Raw genomic sequence first — 14,303 nt, 5'->3', positions numbered from 1 at the left:
ATTAGTTACGTAATGGTTTTCCTTTTACAAGCATGTGCTGCATTCTTGCTTGTGATTTCATCTCACTTACTAAGCTAATAAATGCTTCACGTTCTACATCTAATAAATACTGCTCATCAACTTCTGTTCCGTACGGCACTTTTCCGCCTGCAATGACATATGCCAGTTTCTTCGCAATGTGCAGATCATGTTCAGAAATGTAACCTGATAAATGCATTGCCTCTGCACCAAGTACAAGCGCTGCATATCCTGTCTCACCAACAACTGGTATCTTTTTGCGGATAGGTGCTTTATAACCTGCTTCATATAAAGAAAGTGCTTTTTGTTTCGCATCATATAGTAAGTGATCACCATTCACACTAATACCGTCTTTATCGCCTAAGAAGTTGTTCGATACAGCTTCTTGTGCTGATGTAGAAACTTTCGCCATCGCTACAGATTCGAATACTTTATTCGCAACTTTTTGTAAGTCGAATTCTACACCGTTTGCCATTTTGTTTAAGTGTTTAATGTATAACTCTTTGTTACCGCCTCCGCCAGGGATTAATCCAACACCTACTTCTACTAAGCCCATATATGTTTCGCTAGAAGCTTGAATGCTCGCTGCTGGTAAACAAACTTCTGTACCACCGCCAAGCGTCATACCATATGGCGCCGCTACAACTGGCTTAGAAGAGTACTTAATTTTCGTCATTGCATCTTGGAAGTTTTTCACAACCCACTCAATTTCAAAGTAGTTGTCGTCTTGTGCTTCCATTAAGATCATTGCAAGGTTCGCACCAACGCAAAAGTTCTTCGATTGGTTTCCGATAACAAGACCTTTATAATTTTTCTCTACTTCATCAACAGCGTAGTTAATCATTTGCGTAATATCCATACCGATTGCATTGCTCTTCGAATGGAATTCTAAGCAAAGGATACCATCGCCTAAATCAATTAAGCTCGCTCCGCTATTTTTCTTTAACACACCGTTTTTCTCTTTTAACTGCTTAAGAGAAATTGCTTTTTTGTTACGTTCGATTAGCTTATATTCACCATTGTCGTAATAGTAACTATCGCCGTTATCATGTTTATAGAAAGTAGTGAAACCTTTCTCTACCATTTCTTTCACCCAAGTAGGAACAACTGCGCCGTTTTCTTCCATCTTTTGAACAGACTTTTCAACGCCGATTGCATCCCAAATTTCGAATGGTCCTTGCTCCCATCCGAAGCCCCATTTCATCGCTTGGTCAATTGCAACGATATCGTCAGCAATTTCTTTATGAAGTTTTGCAGAGTATAAAAGAGTTGGTGTGATAATATTCCATAACAACTCTCCTGCGCGATCTTTCGCGTATACAAGCGCTTTCAATTTATTCGCTAATCCTTTTTCTTGCTTACTTAACTCTACGGATGCAGCTTTTAATTTTTTGCGCGCTTCGTATTCCATCGTTTCAGGGTTTAATTCTAAAATTTCTTTTCCTTGTTTTAAGAAGAAGCCTTGACCTGTTTTGCTTCCAAGCCATTTTTTATCAAGCATGTCATGCATGAAAGCAGGTACTTTAAATACATCACGCTCTTCTTCTTGTACATTTTCATATACGTTATTTGCAACGTGTACAAATGTATCTAAACCAACAACATCTAATGTACGGAACGTTGCGCTCTTCGGGCGACCAATTAATGGACCTGTTACAGAGTCAACTTCTCCAATGCTATAGCCACGCTTAATCATTTCTTGAAGCGTTACAAGCAATCCATACGTACCGATGCGGTTTCCAATAAAGTTTGGTGTGTCTTTTGCGATAACAACGCCTTTTCCAAGAACGTCTTCGCCAAATAGTTTCATGAAGCTTAATACTTGTGGATCAGTTTCTTTCGTCGGTATTACCTCTAGAAGTTTTAAATATCGTGGTGGGTTAAAAAAGTGTGTTCCTAAGAAGTGTTTCTGGAAGTCGTCTGAACGACCCTCTGCCATTTTTTCAACGGAAATGCCTGATGTATTTGAGCTCACAATTGAGCCTGACTTACGAACAGCATCTACTTTTTCAAATAGTTTCTTCTTTATATCTAAGTTTTCAACTACTACTTCAATAATCCAATCTACATCAGCTAGACGCTCAAGATCATCTTCTAAGTTACCTGCTTCAATCAGTGCTAAATTTCCTTTCACTGTCAGAGGAGCTGGTTTTTGCTTTAATAGTTTTTGCACAGCCGTATTACTAAAACGATTTCTCACACTTTTATGTTCTAATGTAAGTCCCTTCGCTTCTTCTTCCTTCGTAAGCGCCGGTGGTACAATATCAAGCAATAATGTCGGAATACCAATATTAGCTAAGTGTGCCGCAATCCCTGAACCCATTACGCCTGAACCTAGAACAGCAGCCTTTTTAATTTGGAACATCCATTTCTCCCCCTATTCTTGAATGAATGCTCATTCAATTTTTCGACATAAGTCGCAATCAATGAGTGAGCCTCTACTAATAAATATATGATACAGTTTGAATTTTCGCAATATATTTATTGATAAAATTTTCTGAAATAAATATATTTCTTTCATTTGGCTATGCTATACATGTGTATTTTCTTCATTAAAATGCACTTTTCCTTTTTATAATCTGACGAAACTGGAGGAATATATATGGCAAAACTTAAGAAGAACCCTTCAAAAGCTGGAATTAGCGCAGCAAGCGTAACTGGAAATGCAGGTCCGCATAATCAAGGTGTTGAAAAAGGGCGTCAAAGTAATAACCAACAATATAAGAAGCATAATATGGGCGAAAAATAACGCTATATTTTTGGGCAGAGAACGTGGCATAATGATTAATGGCTGCTTTTTCTGCCCAATTTATTTGTACATATGGAAAACAAAAGAGGGAACGACGATGAAACGAACAATAATTATGATTGTAATGATTGCCACACTATTTACAGGGATGATTTTCTTCTCTTATGCGCATAGGCAACAAGTTGTAAGAGCAGATCAACCTAATATTACTGGGCAATACGGGATTACAATTGATGCAGACACAGGGGAAATTTTGTATGGAAAACGTGAAGATGAACGCTCTTATCCGGCTAGTATAGCCAAGATGATGACAACTCTTCTCTTACTAGAAAATGTAAAAGAAGATGAAGAAATTACGGTTACAGAGAATGCGATTAAAACAGAAAGTCAAAGTGCAAAGATTAAGCTTCGCGCGGGTGAAAAGTTAAAACGTGATGAGGCATTAAAACTTATGCTTATTATTAGTGCAGACCCAATCGCTGAGTCAATCGCTGAACATATTGCGGGATCAAAAGAAAAGTTTGTGAAAATGATGAATGCTAGAGCGAAGGAACTCGGTACAAAGCATGCGACTTTCAAAAACGCAAGCGGTGCTGATGCACTTGGAAATAAAGTATCACCTTATGATATTGCTATTATTACGAAAGAAGCATTAAAGTACCCGGTTGTTTTAGAATATATGAATTCAAAACGTACAACTCTACATACTTCAGAGCGATCTCCAAAAATCGCAAACTATGGACGAGAAGAACTATATGACGATCCATATGCGATTGGAAGTAAAAGCGGTTTATCAGCACTCGGAAAATACACAGTCGTAACAGTTGATGAAAAAGACGGTAAACGCGTCATTAACGTCGTGTTATCTTCTACTCGCACGCAGCTATATCCTGATACGAAGAAAATGGCGCACTACGCATTTCAGCAATTAAAATAACCAAGGAGTATTTTCTCCTTGGTTATTTTTTGATCATACCTTTTAATACGAACGCAACGTTTGCTGGACGTTCTGCTAGACGGCGCATGAAATAGCCATACCAGTCGTTTCCATAAGGCACGTAAACGCGCATTTTGTAACCTTCTTTTACTAGCTCAAGTTGACGCTCTGTACGAATACCAAATAACATTTGGAATTCAAATTGATCCCTTGGAATGTTGTGTTCTTCCGCAAGTTTTTTCGTATATTCAATAATCGCTTCGTCATGCGAAGCAATTGCAGTGTAATTTCCATTTAATAAGTGCATTTTAATAATTTTTTTATAATTGTCATCTACATCTTTCTTTTCCGGGAACGCTACTTCTTCAGGTTCTTTATAGGCCCCTTTTACAAGACGTAAATTAGGATTATAAGCGTTTAAATCTTCAATATCTTTTTCTGTACGATATAAATAAGCTTGAATAACAGTACCAATATTATCGTATTCAGATTTTAATTGTTTAAAGATATCAATTGTTTTTCCGCAGCGCGTATAGTCTTCCATATCAATTGTAATAAACACACCGTTTTCTTTTGCAGCTTCTAAAATACGGCGCATATTGTTCATTACGATTTCGTCGGAGATATCTAATCCCATAGAAGTCATCTTTAAAGAAAGCTGTGAATTAAGACCTTCTCTTCCAATTGCACGAATCGCTTCAATCGATTCGCTGGCCATTTCATTTGCTTCCGCTTCGTTATCAACGAATTCACCTAAATAATCGATTGTTACACAAAGACCTTGCTTATTTAATGCTTTAATTGCAGCTGTCGCTAATTCAATCGTTTCCCCTGCGACGAAGCGACCTGCACCAAAGCGTAAACCGTACTTTTTAGCCAGTTTTGTTAGCGCTTTATTTTTAGATAAGAAAAGAAACGAATTTCGCATTAATTGTTCCATGTAATTCACCCCTACGACTATAATTTATCTGTTTTTTACCCCTCTTCGAAATTATATCATTGTTTAAAATTATTTGATACAAATAATTATTTAGATAATTTATAAAATACTATCAAAACATTTAAAACTCTATATTCTCGTTTGTAAATATGAAGAAACTATTTTTCGACATTCAGAAAAAACGGGTTTACTAGGGAAAAAATGAGCATGCCGAAAATATTCGACATGCTCACAAAACCATTTATATTTCATGTAAATTATATAAGGATATTAATAACAAAAACTTGAGGTAACATTATCTCAAGCCTTCTTACTTCTCATTTCGCTTCTCATCATTCAGCTTTTTAATATTCGTAATTAACTGTACCATCTCTTCTTTTGCATCTGGATACGTCTCATTCCAATGTTTCACTAAAGCTGGCATCGTCTTAGCCATATAAGAATAAAGTGCCCATTTCTGTACCTGCTCTTTTCGCTCTTCGTTGCTCTCTCCAAGTAATAGTTCCGTGTATTTCTCTAGCAAGCCGTCAAACTGCTCATTAAACTTTTCACTCATCTTATTTTCCTCCTATATGAAAAAAGCAGCGAAGATCGCTGCTTTTTCTTATAATTTTGATCGAACAGAGTTTAATTTCTTCTCCATCGTACTTACTTTATCACGGCGATCATCGATACGAATTGTTGTCGCAACGCGCTGTGCACCTTTCGTGTATGGAACTTCATGCATTTGTTGAATGACTTCTAAAATGACAGGAAGATCTCCTTCAATTACTGTATTCATCGGTGTTAATTGATACTTCACGCGATCAGCATTTTTCTCTAGTACCTTTTGTACTTCTGCTACATATTCACTAACACTTGGATTACCTGTTCCTACTGGAATAATCGATACATCAACAATTGCCATAATAATCTTCCTCCTATTACTGCTTCTTATATATCCATTGTCTATTTTACCGAAATTCTCATCATTTTACTAATACGTTACTCTTCTACTTTAAACTGCTCAACCAATCTTTCTAAGTCCTGCATATTCTCTGTCAAACTTTCCATCGTATGAGCTACTTTTTCTAAATGATTCACTTGTGACTCAGTTGCTGCATTTACCTCTTCAGAAACAGCCGCACTCTCTTGACTCGTGCTACCAATTGTTTGCATAACTTCTGTAATTTCTTCTTGCTCGTGACCTATGTTATTTACCTCTTCTACAATTTTTTCAACTGAGGTACTAATAGTATTTACAACTGACATAATTGTGCGGAATTCTGTCTCCGCCTCCGTCGTAACTTTATTTTATATATCCGCAATGTCTTTCAATTTACTTACAACTTCTACAACTCGTTTTACTTCTAACTGCACATCGCTAATCATTATTGTAATCTCACCCGTTGCCTCTTTTGATTGTTCAGCTAATTTCCGAACCTCTTCCGCAACAACAGCAAAGCCCTTACCTTGCTCACCTGCACGTGCTGCTTCAATTGAAGCGTTTAAAGCCAGTAAATTCGTTTGATCCGAAAGACCTTTTATAAGTTCTACCACATTTTGAATCGATCCAACCCTTTGCTCTAACTTACCGGACGCTTCTTCCGTATGAACAACGATAGAAGATGATTGTTCTCTTGTACGAACTAAATTACGCATCGTATTGAGTCCCTGCTTAGATGCCTCTTCAGCTTTGCCAGCCACTCCTTTTATTTCACCAACGGAGTTATTCATTTGTTCCACTGACTGCGCCATATTCTCGAGCTGTTCTGAAACTTCATCTACACTATTAGCAAGAGTAGACGCGCCTCCGCTCACATCATCCATTGCACCTGAAACTTCTCTACTAGCTGCTACAGTTTCATTCGTTAAATAATGCAGATTGTGAGTCGATTTCTGTACTGTCGATACACTATTTTTAATTTTACTTACCATTTCATTCATTTGCTCAACCATATCATTAAAGTGAGTCGTAAGCATACCAACCTCATCTTTACTTGTCACCTTCATTTGTAGTGTTAAATCACCTTCCGCTACTTTTTGAACGTGATTTGTTAATAGTTGTAATGGTCTTGCTAATCTTCTTGAGAATAAATATGATGCTACTATTCCAACTAATAAACTAATACACGCCATTATAATAACTGTATTTCTCGTACTACTTAACAATCCATCAATCGTTTGTTTCGGATAAAAGATTCCTATCTTCCATTTCATCGCATCAAATGACTGACTATAAACAACTACATCTTCACCTTTTAATGTAGTGACAGCATATTTTATTACCTCTTTATTTAAACTCTTCATAAGTGGCTCTTTAGAAACATCTTTCCCTACTTTTTCTGGATAAACAAGAGCCATATTTTTATCATTTATAATAAACATTTCTCCGTCATTATTGTATTGAATATTGTGAAGTAATTTCTGAATTGTTCCGAGCGATACATCCATCGCAACAACGCCTAATACAGATCCATCTTGAGCTGTAATTGCTTTAGAAACCCCTACACTTAACTTTCCTGTCGCAATTTCATAAGAAGGTTGTCCCCAATGAACCCTTTTCACATCAGCCTCTGAATCTTTATACCACGTTCTTGTCGTTGGATCATATCCTTCTGGCACTTGCCCACCTTCAGCAAGATTGGCACTTAATGTTTTTTTATCTTTCGTACCAATATATAAATCTAAAATACCGGGATGATTCTTTTTATACTCTGCAAACTCTTTCGTTAAAAACGCTTCCTCTTCTGGAGTAACCCCATCTTGAATCATATTACGAATCATCTCACTGTTCGCGTAATACCCCATATCTTCATCAGTTCTTTGAACAAATGTCGTAAGTTGCTCTGTCACAAGGTCCATCGTATTTTGAAAATACTGGTCTAAGGAACGCACTTCCTTTTCTTTCTGTAATTGATACATAGCTGTACCTAATATTACGAACATCATAGAAATAAGTACCGAAAATACTACTGTAATTTTTAAACGTAAACTTCTCAACATCTTCCCTCAAGCATCCCCTTCTCGATGAAATTTAATCATACTAATCACTATATTAAGTATAATGGATAAAACAGAAAGCTCAATCTATATAGTTTAAAAACTTGAAATTTATTCTCATTTCAATCAACCTACTTGTTATCTCAACACTTGTGTAAAAACAAATAGTTCATTATCCTTAACATATAATCTCATTCGTTCGGAGGGAACTATGCTACAAAAATTCGGTTTCTCACAATATGAAAGCCAAGCTTATGAAGTTGTCGTATCAAGCAATGACCCATTAGATGCAACAACTATCGTTAAACATTCAGGTGTTCCAAAAGCAAAAATATACGAAGTGTTAGCACGACTCATTGATAAAGGGATGGTAATGGATTCTGTTTCTGAAAAGAAAAAATTGTATACAGCATTACCACTCAAGCTAGCAATTGAAAAGTTAACGACAGAATTCCAATCTAATATTAAAGAACTTGAAAATAATATTTCTAAAAAATCATTTACAGATGACCGCGTTTGGAGTTTAAAAATGCAGTCTTCTATTAAAGTACAAAGTAGGCAACTTATAGAAGATGCGAAAGAATCCATACGCATCTCCGCATGGAACGATACCCTTTTAGAATATCTTCCTTTACTAGAACAAAAAGAAAAACAAGGCGTCCAAGTCGAGTCCCTCATAGTTGGAAAAGTGGAAACTGACCTAGAAAACATGCATTTTTTAATCCCAGCTCAAGAACCTAACGCATTAGAGCGTTATTTACTACTCATCGTTGACGATAGTGAAATTTTATTTGCTGGTGTAGAGCAAGAATCATGGCAAGCGATGAAAACAATGTCACAACCTTTCGTGAAGTTCTTTACGGAGTTCTTCTATCATGACGTTGCACTTGCGAAGATTACAGAGAAGCACCATGATCTCTTTATGCAGGATGAGGAAATTAAGGAATTGTTGATGAAGTTGAGATATTAACAAATCCCAAAATCGATTCTACCATTTGAATAGATAATATAATTTTTTATACAAAAAAAGCTGTACCAAACGGAGTTTTACATACTCATTTGGTACAGCTCTTTTTTACGCTTTCGCTAATTCAATTTTATTTAGTTGGTTTTTCGGATGGTTTTGATTTGTAAATACAGAGCGTTCATTTTACGATTTTTTTTGCTCCTTTATCTCCATCAAAAGCTCAATAATCTTCTCATTTTGCTCTACTTGTTTCTCAGAATTTTGATAGATGAAACGAATCCATCTAAATACAAAAATAATAAGAAATAATGGGACTAAAGAAATTAGAAAACCAATAATTGAAAAATTAGACTCCATATACTATCACCTCGCTATATACTCCCTTCTCCATTTCTCTACTAACCCCTGCAATGTTTTACACAAAAAAGAACCTATCAAATGATAGATTCTTCTTTCGTAAGCTGATTCGAGCGTCCTCTCGTAATAGAGAAAACCGCACAAAGCAGTGCCAATATAATGAAAACGCCGCCTACCCAAGCGTTATATATAACAGATGATTTCTCAATAACAACTCCGCCCACTGTTGAGCCAAGTGCAATTCCTAAATGAAGTGCAGAGTTATTTAAACCTTGCTGAATACCAGCTGATTCTGGCGCAATTTCAATTAAATAGTTTTGCTGTGCTGGCGAAATTGCCCAGCTCAGCATACTCCAAAGCCCCATCATAATAATGAAAAGCGGGAATGAGAATGTCATCATCGGCAACATAAAGATTGCACATGCAAATACGATAATGATGGAAATAATACTTTTCTTCGATCCCCATTTATCAGCAAGCAAGCCGCCAAGACCACCTCCAAGTACCGCTGCAATTCCGAAAATGAAGTAAAACACACTAATCCAATTTGCTTCAACATGCATCACATCTTTTAAAAACGGTGTTAAATATGCGTATAGCGTTAAATGACCTGTTAAAAATAAAAATGATGTTAACTGTGCGCTTACAATTTTTTTATCCTTTAACGTAGCAATTTGTTCTCTTATTGATAATACCGATGTCGCTGGTACTTTCGTTAAGAACAACGAAATACAAGCAATCGCCATAACCGTTAATATTGAAATTAATACAAATGGTGCACGCCATCCATATGCATTTCCGAGCACAAGACCGAGCGGTACTCCAAGTACGAGTGATCCACTAATACCCATAAAAATGATTCCAATTGCACGCGCACGAAAATGCGGCTCTACTACACTAGAAGCAAGTGTAACCGATAGTGCAATAATAAGCGATCCACTCGCTGCACAAATTACTCTCGAGAACATTAACATCCCGTAATTCACACTAAATGCCGAAATGATATTTCCAATTAAGAAAATTGATAATGCCACAACATACAATTTCTTTCTTTCAAACTTGCCTGTTAATGCTAATAAAACTGGCCCTGATAGAGCGAATACTACTGAAAATATTGTAATAAGCTGACCAGCTGCACTAATCGACACACCTAAATCATTGGCAACTAAATCAAGCGTTCCTCCTATAATTAGCTCAACCGTTCCGACTACGAAAGCCGCAATAGCTAAAATATATACACGAAAATTCAAGTCTTCCCCCACACTTTCTCTTTTGGTTACTACCATTATAGTAACCAAAAGAGAAAGTGGACGCAAGTACAATTTTTTTACAGCGAAAAAAGCAGGCGTATTATACGCCTGCCCTTCAATCATTAAACTCCAGTTTCTTTCTTCTTATTTAAGTACCAATACACCGGAAGTCCAGTAAATACCATTCCAATTGATAAGAAACAACTTACCGGATCGTTAATAATCGCACTTCCAAGTACAAACAATGACCCTAAAATCGCAACGATTGGTACAATCGGGAATAACGGTACACTATATGCACGCTCTTTATCCTTGTTACGTCTTCGTAAAATGAAGACACCAATAAACGTCATTACGTAGAAAATATAAATAATGAATACGGAAATCTCAGATAGCTTATTCGGATCACTAATAAGCATTAAAATAATTCCTAAAATGATTTCAACAGTAATCGCATTTGCTGGTGTTTTAAATCTCGAATTTTCTTTTGCAATAAACTTAGAAAACGGAAGGTGTCCACGCTCTGCCATCGACATCGGAATACGTGGGAACGTTAAAATCTTTCCATTTAAACAACCGAAAATAGAAATGATAATACCGATACTAATAATTTTCCCGCCATATTCTCCAAGTAACATACCCGCAGCTGTCGCTGTTGCATTTTCTCCAAGGTCTACAATTTTCGCTGCTGGTAATACATTTAATAACGCTAAGTTAATTAACACGTAAGCAGCTGTTACAATTAAAATCCCAACTGTCATTGCCTTCGGTAATAACTTTGTTGGGTTCTTCATTTCTCCGCCAATAGAAGCGAGTAAAATCCAGCCATCATAGGCAAATAAAGTTGCTAAAATTGCCATCCCGATACTTTGATTTTCTGATATCGGTACAACTACGTTGAAGATATCACTATTCCCTTTCCAAAACCCTAGCACAACAATTAATATAATTGGAATCATCTTCCCAACTGTCGTAACCGTTTGGACGATGCCCCCATATTTTGTTCCCAAACTATTTATAACGCCTAGGAACACAACTGTTCCAATTGCGATTGGTAAATTCCAGACTTTATCTAAATAGAAAAAATTGATCATTAAAGAACTAAAATACAAACCTAACGTTCCAATAATAGCTGGTCCATAAACAATTGTTTGCATCCAGCCAGATAAATACCCCCAAAAACTTCCGTAAATCTCCTCTAAATACGTATACAACCCACCATTTTTCGGAATTTGCGCTCCAATTTCGGCTACTGTTAAACCACTTGCTAACGTCAACAGACCACCAATTACCCAAGCAAGAATAGCCATATTAGAACTCCCTGAGTAATCTAATACGCTCCCTGGTTTCATAAACACACCAGACCCAATAATAGTTCCTACTACGATAGAAAGTGCTACTGTTAAACCAATTTTGTTTTTCTCATCATGATGCATGCTGCGTATCCTCCTTCCAATTCTAGTGTGATGCAAAAATGAAATAAAAAAACACTCCTCCCTAAAAAAGGGACGAGTGTTGTATTCGTGGTTCCACCCTTGTTTCAATTAGTAAAGTGACACACTTCACCAATTTCTCAAGTCTAAATAACGGTTTTTGCCGGCATGCAATTACTAGATATCCGTTCACTGCTGCAGTTCAGAGGTGGTAATCGATTTTCCCGTATTAGGAAGCTCACAGCCAAAGGCCTCCCTCTCTGATAATCGTAAAAAACTGATCATATCCTCATCATCACTTCTTGATGTCGAATTTTGTAGTTGTTTCCCATTATATTGAATTGTTAGAAAAAATCAATATATTTTTTATATAACATAAGAAACATTTCTCTTCTTATATTATAACAGAAGTTCCGACACTTCTCTAATTCCCTAAAAATGGTACAATCCATGTAGGAGGTGTACTAATAATGATTGCTATTTTTTGTATCATCGCTACGGTTCTTTCTTTTATATTCACTATCATGTATCGATATAAGTATCCTGGTTATAGCATTTTAGCGGTAGCTATTATACCAGCTGCTTCCTTCTACGTATTAGGTAAATACCAATATACTGAAGTGTTTATCGGTTTTGCAATCTTCTACTGCATCTTTGGATACATACTAACAATGAAAAGAATTTCAATGAATCATTAAAAGGGACCGATTTCTGCTTACAGAAATCGGTCCTCGCATTTGTCGTATGTACCTTTCGGTTGCCCACACGAAAGATACTACATAGTTCAATTATTTATCATCTTTTTTCATAAAAAATTTATGATTTGGAAGATCCACATTTAAATCTGCTAATTGTTTCTTTTCCTTTTCTAGAATCGCTTTCGCTTTTTCTTTTGTCACCTCATCTAAGTTTGCAAAGATGTCTTCATGCTTCCCTTTCTCTGGAAGATTCACACCTAGTTTTGTCAATTCTTCTTTCGCTTGCTCGCGAGTTAATTTCCCGGACTTTTCTTGCTCAAAAATAGACTTCGCTTTTTCTTTTGTCGCCTCATCTAGATTCGCGAACATATCACCGTGCTTCCCTTTCTCTGGGAATTTCACACCTAGTTCTTTCAACTTCGCTTTCTCTTGCTCACGAGTTAGTGTTCCAGACTTTTCTTGCTTCAAAATTGCTTCCGCTTTTTCTTTTGTCACCTCATCTAAATCCGCGAACATATCACCGTGCTTCCCTTTCTCTGGAAGCGTTACGCCTAATTCTTTCAATTTCTCTTTCACTTGCTCATGCGTTAATGCTCCGGACTTTTCTTGCTCAAAAATGGACTTCGCTTTTTCTTTTGTCGCCTCATCTAAATTCGCGAATATATCTTTGTGCTTACCTTTCTCTGGGAATTTCACGCCTAGCTTTGTTAATTCCTCATTTGCTTGTTCGCGAGTTAATTTCCCGGATTTTTCTTGCTCTAGAATCGACTTCGCTTTTTCTTTTGTCGCCTCATCTAAGTCCGCAAGCATGTCTTTGCGTTTCTCCTTCTCTGGAAGTTTCACACCTAGTTCCTCTAATTGTTTCTTTGTATCGTCCATAATTGTTTTTACTTTTTGTTTTGTCGCTTCATCTAAATTCTTCTTCGCAGTTCCTTTTGTAACTTGCTCGGCCGCTGGAGTATTCGTTGCCGCAAACGCTGGTATGCAAGCTCCTCCTATAATTCCAAATGATAAAGCACCTGCAATTGCTACATACCCAACTGTTTTCTTCTTCATAGGAAATTTCCTCCTTCATATTTCTAAAGCATGTACACTTTCGTATACAATGCCAATAGTAATGTTGGTTTCTTAAAATTTCCTTAACGATTTAAATAAAAAAACACCGCTCATCACGAGCGGCGTTTTTCTAAGCTTTTTGTAATTGTAATTCTTCACGTTCCATTATTTTTCTTAATACAATTGTTTGTGTCATTGTAAATAAGTTACCTGTAATCCAATACAGCACCAGTCCTGATGGCGCCGCAAATCCCATAAATAGAATCATTGCAGGCATCATAATTTGCTGTATTTTCAGCATTTGAACTTGTTCTCCAGGCGTTACATTTGATTGGAACACCTTCATTTGAATAAATGTTGTTAACGCTGCGATAATCGGTAATATATGATATGGATCTGCATGTCCTAGGTTCACCCATAAAAATGAAGATGTACGAATCTCTTCAGTTCGGCTAATCGCATAATACAAAGCAGAGAAAATCGGCATTTGTATAAAGATTGGCCAGCACCCAGCTAACGGATTCCAACCGCCTGATTTCATTAGTTCTGACATTTCTTTTTGATACTGCTTTTGTTTTTCAAGATCTTTACCCACATCACCGTATTTCTGTTTCAGCTTCTGTAATTCAGGTTGCATTTTTTTCATTTTCGCTTGGCTACGATATTGCGAAACAGCTAATGGAATCATTGCTGAACGAATAACGAGCGTCATGATAATGATGGCAATCCCGAAGCTAGCTCCAGGTATATGATGAGCAACAAATTGAATCATAAATGAGATTGGATATACGAAATAATGGTTCCAAATTCCCGTACTATGTGAATCAATTGTGCCTGCATTACTGCAGCCAGATAAAACAAAAACAAGTAATAATGATAAACTAATGAGCCTAGCTCGGTATGATTTTAACATGTT

The 14,303-nt window shown here is 36.7% G+C and carries 13 protein-coding genes, 1 pseudogene and 1 other annotated feature; of the genes and pseudogenes, 4 read left to right on the top strand and 10 right to left on the bottom strand.

Features of this window, described 5'->3' with window-relative positions; genetic code table 11:
- Position 1: 1 nt before the first annotated feature.
- The gene (locus B5P42_RS06310; protein WP_113733856.1) at positions 2 to 2,383 is read right to left on the bottom strand and encodes a 3-hydroxyacyl-CoA dehydrogenase/enoyl-CoA hydratase family protein; all 2,382 of its coding nucleotides are present in this window, start codon (positions 2,381 to 2,383) and stop codon (positions 2 to 4) included.
- A gap of 237 nt (positions 2,384 to 2,620) precedes the next feature.
- Between B5P42_RS06310 and B5P42_RS06305 the strand changes: the two genes are divergently transcribed.
- Together B5P42_RS06305 and B5P42_RS06300 are read left to right on the top strand one after the other, a co-directional pair.
- Positions 2,621 to 2,767, top strand: coding sequence for a YuzL family protein (locus B5P42_RS06305; protein WP_080448040.1), 147 nt, complete (start codon positions 2,621 to 2,623; stop codon positions 2,765 to 2,767).
- A 97-nt stretch (positions 2,768 to 2,864) separates the two neighbouring features.
- On the top strand, positions 2,865 to 3,704 hold the full coding sequence (locus tag B5P42_RS06300) for a D-alanyl-D-alanine carboxypeptidase family protein (RefSeq protein WP_113733855.1): 840 nt from the start codon (positions 2,865 to 2,867) through the stop codon (positions 3,702 to 3,704).
- A gap of 22 nt (positions 3,705 to 3,726) precedes the next feature.
- On the opposite strand, the gene B5P42_RS06295 is transcribed toward B5P42_RS06300, so the two are convergent.
- From B5P42_RS06295 to B5P42_RS06280, 4 genes and pseudogenes are all read right to left on the bottom strand, one after another.
- Positions 3,727 to 4,644: a proline dehydrogenase family protein gene (locus tag B5P42_RS06295; protein ID WP_002015957.1), complete on the bottom strand. Its 918-nt coding sequence runs from the start codon at positions 4,642 to 4,644 to the stop codon at positions 3,727 to 3,729.
- Between the two features lie 310 nt (positions 4,645 to 4,954).
- Entirely contained in the window at positions 4,955 to 5,200 is a 246-nt protein-coding gene (locus B5P42_RS06290) for a YusU family protein (protein ID WP_001290599.1), read from the bottom strand.
- Between the two features lie 48 nt (positions 5,201 to 5,248).
- Positions 5,249 to 5,551, bottom strand: coding sequence for an MTH1187 family thiamine-binding protein (locus B5P42_RS06285; RefSeq protein WP_001018862.1), 303 nt, complete (start codon positions 5,549 to 5,551; stop codon positions 5,249 to 5,251).
- A gap of 77 nt (positions 5,552 to 5,628) precedes the next feature.
- A pseudogene (locus B5P42_RS06280) lies at positions 5,629 to 7,629 on the bottom strand (methyl-accepting chemotaxis protein).
- Positions 7,630 to 7,837: 208 nt separating this feature from the next.
- On the opposite strand from B5P42_RS06280, the gene B5P42_RS06275 reads away from it, so the two are divergent.
- A complete protein-coding gene (locus B5P42_RS06275; RefSeq protein WP_002034606.1) occupies positions 7,838 to 8,596 on the top strand; it encodes a TrmB family transcriptional regulator in 759 nt (252 codons plus the stop codon).
- A 180-nt stretch (positions 8,597 to 8,776) separates the two neighbouring features.
- Here the strand turns inward: B5P42_RS06275 and B5P42_RS31915 are convergent, their stop codons facing one another.
- From B5P42_RS31915 to B5P42_RS06260, 3 genes are all read right to left on the bottom strand, one after another.
- Complete coding sequence (locus B5P42_RS31915; RefSeq protein ID WP_002034605.1) at positions 8,777 to 8,950, bottom strand: hypothetical protein; 174 nt, start codon at positions 8,948 to 8,950, stop codon at positions 8,777 to 8,779.
- 77 nt (positions 8,951 to 9,027) lie between these two features.
- Positions 9,028 to 10,323 carry an MFS transporter gene (locus tag B5P42_RS06265; RefSeq protein WP_113733854.1) on the bottom strand — a complete coding sequence of 432 codons (1,296 nt, stop codon included), beginning with the start codon at positions 10,321 to 10,323 and terminating at the stop codon, positions 9,028 to 9,030.
- A complete protein-coding gene (locus B5P42_RS06260) occupies positions 10,323 to 11,636 on the bottom strand; it encodes an APC family permease (protein ID WP_002143658.1) in 1,314 nt (437 codons plus the stop codon). Before B5P42_RS06260 ends, B5P42_RS06265 begins: the two co-directional genes overlap by 1 nt.
- A 65-nt stretch (positions 11,637 to 11,701) precedes the next feature.
- Positions 11,702 to 11,938 (bottom strand) — a binding site (T-box leader).
- A gap of 165 nt (positions 11,939 to 12,103) precedes the next feature.
- On the opposite strand from B5P42_RS06260, the gene B5P42_RS06255 reads away from it, so the two are divergent.
- On the top strand, positions 12,104 to 12,331 hold the full coding sequence (locus B5P42_RS06255) for a hypothetical protein (protein WP_113733853.1): 228 nt from the start codon (positions 12,104 to 12,106) through the stop codon (positions 12,329 to 12,331).
- Between the two features lie 90 nt (positions 12,332 to 12,421).
- Here the strand turns inward: B5P42_RS06255 and B5P42_RS06250 are convergent, their stop codons facing one another.
- A complete protein-coding gene (locus tag B5P42_RS06250) occupies positions 12,422 to 13,387 on the bottom strand; it encodes a hypothetical protein (protein ID WP_113733852.1) in 966 nt (321 codons plus the stop codon).
- 130 nt (positions 13,388 to 13,517) lie between these two features.
- A complete protein-coding gene (gene yidC / locus B5P42_RS06245; protein WP_002191109.1) occupies positions 13,518 to 14,300 on the bottom strand; it encodes a membrane protein insertase YidC in 783 nt (260 codons plus the stop codon).
- Positions 14,301 to 14,303: the final 3 nt, after the last annotated feature.

The organism is Bacillus sp. SRB_331 (genome assembly GCF_003264175.1).
Lineage (GTDB): Bacteria > Bacillota > Bacilli > Bacillales > Bacillaceae_G > Bacillus_A > Bacillus_A mycoides.
The sequence above is the reverse complement of the archived record's forward strand: the minus strand, read 5'-3'. Positions and strand labels throughout refer to the sequence as shown.

What these genes read in the sequence shown, in the direction of transcription:
- B5P42_RS06255 (WP_113733853.1), top strand. Translation starts at nt 12,104, where the DNA reads ATGATTGCTATTTTTTGTATCATCGCTACGGTTCTTTCTTTTATATTC.
- B5P42_RS06310 (WP_113733856.1), bottom strand. Translation starts at nt 2,383, where the DNA reads ATGTTCCAAATTAAAAAGGCTGCTGTTCTAGGTTCAGGCGTAATGGGT.
- B5P42_RS31915 (WP_002034605.1), bottom strand. Translation starts at nt 8,950, where the DNA reads ATGGAGTCTAATTTTTCAATTATTGGTTTTCTAATTTCTTTAGTCCCA.
- B5P42_RS06295 (WP_002015957.1), bottom strand. Translation starts at nt 4,644, where the DNA reads ATGGAACAATTAATGCGAAATTCGTTTCTTTTCTTATCTAAAAATAAA.
- B5P42_RS06260 (WP_002143658.1), bottom strand. Translation starts at nt 11,636, where the DNA reads ATGCATCATGATGAGAAAAACAAAATTGGTTTAACAGTAGCACTTTCT.
- B5P42_RS06305 (WP_080448040.1), top strand. Translation starts at nt 2,621, where the DNA reads ATGGCAAAACTTAAGAAGAACCCTTCAAAAGCTGGAATTAGCGCAGCA.
- B5P42_RS06275 (WP_002034606.1), top strand. Translation starts at nt 7,838, where the DNA reads ATGCTACAAAAATTCGGTTTCTCACAATATGAAAGCCAAGCTTATGAA.
- B5P42_RS06300 (WP_113733855.1), top strand. Translation starts at nt 2,865, where the DNA reads ATGAAACGAACAATAATTATGATTGTAATGATTGCCACACTATTTACA.
- B5P42_RS06285 (WP_001018862.1), bottom strand. Translation starts at nt 5,551, where the DNA reads ATGGCAATTGTTGATGTATCGATTATTCCAGTAGGAACAGGTAATCCA.
- B5P42_RS06265 (WP_113733854.1), bottom strand. Translation starts at nt 10,323, where the DNA reads ATGATTGAAGGGCAGGCGTATAATACGCCTGCTTTTTTCGCTGTAAAA.
- B5P42_RS06250 (WP_113733852.1), bottom strand. Translation starts at nt 13,387, where the DNA reads ATGAAGAAGAAAACAGTTGGGTATGTAGCAATTGCAGGTGCTTTATCA.
- B5P42_RS06290 (WP_001290599.1), bottom strand. Translation starts at nt 5,200, where the DNA reads ATGAGTGAAAAGTTTAATGAGCAGTTTGACGGCTTGCTAGAGAAATAC.
- yidC (WP_002191109.1), bottom strand. Translation starts at nt 14,300, where the DNA reads ATGTTAAAATCATACCGAGCTAGGCTCATTAGTTTATCATTATTACTT.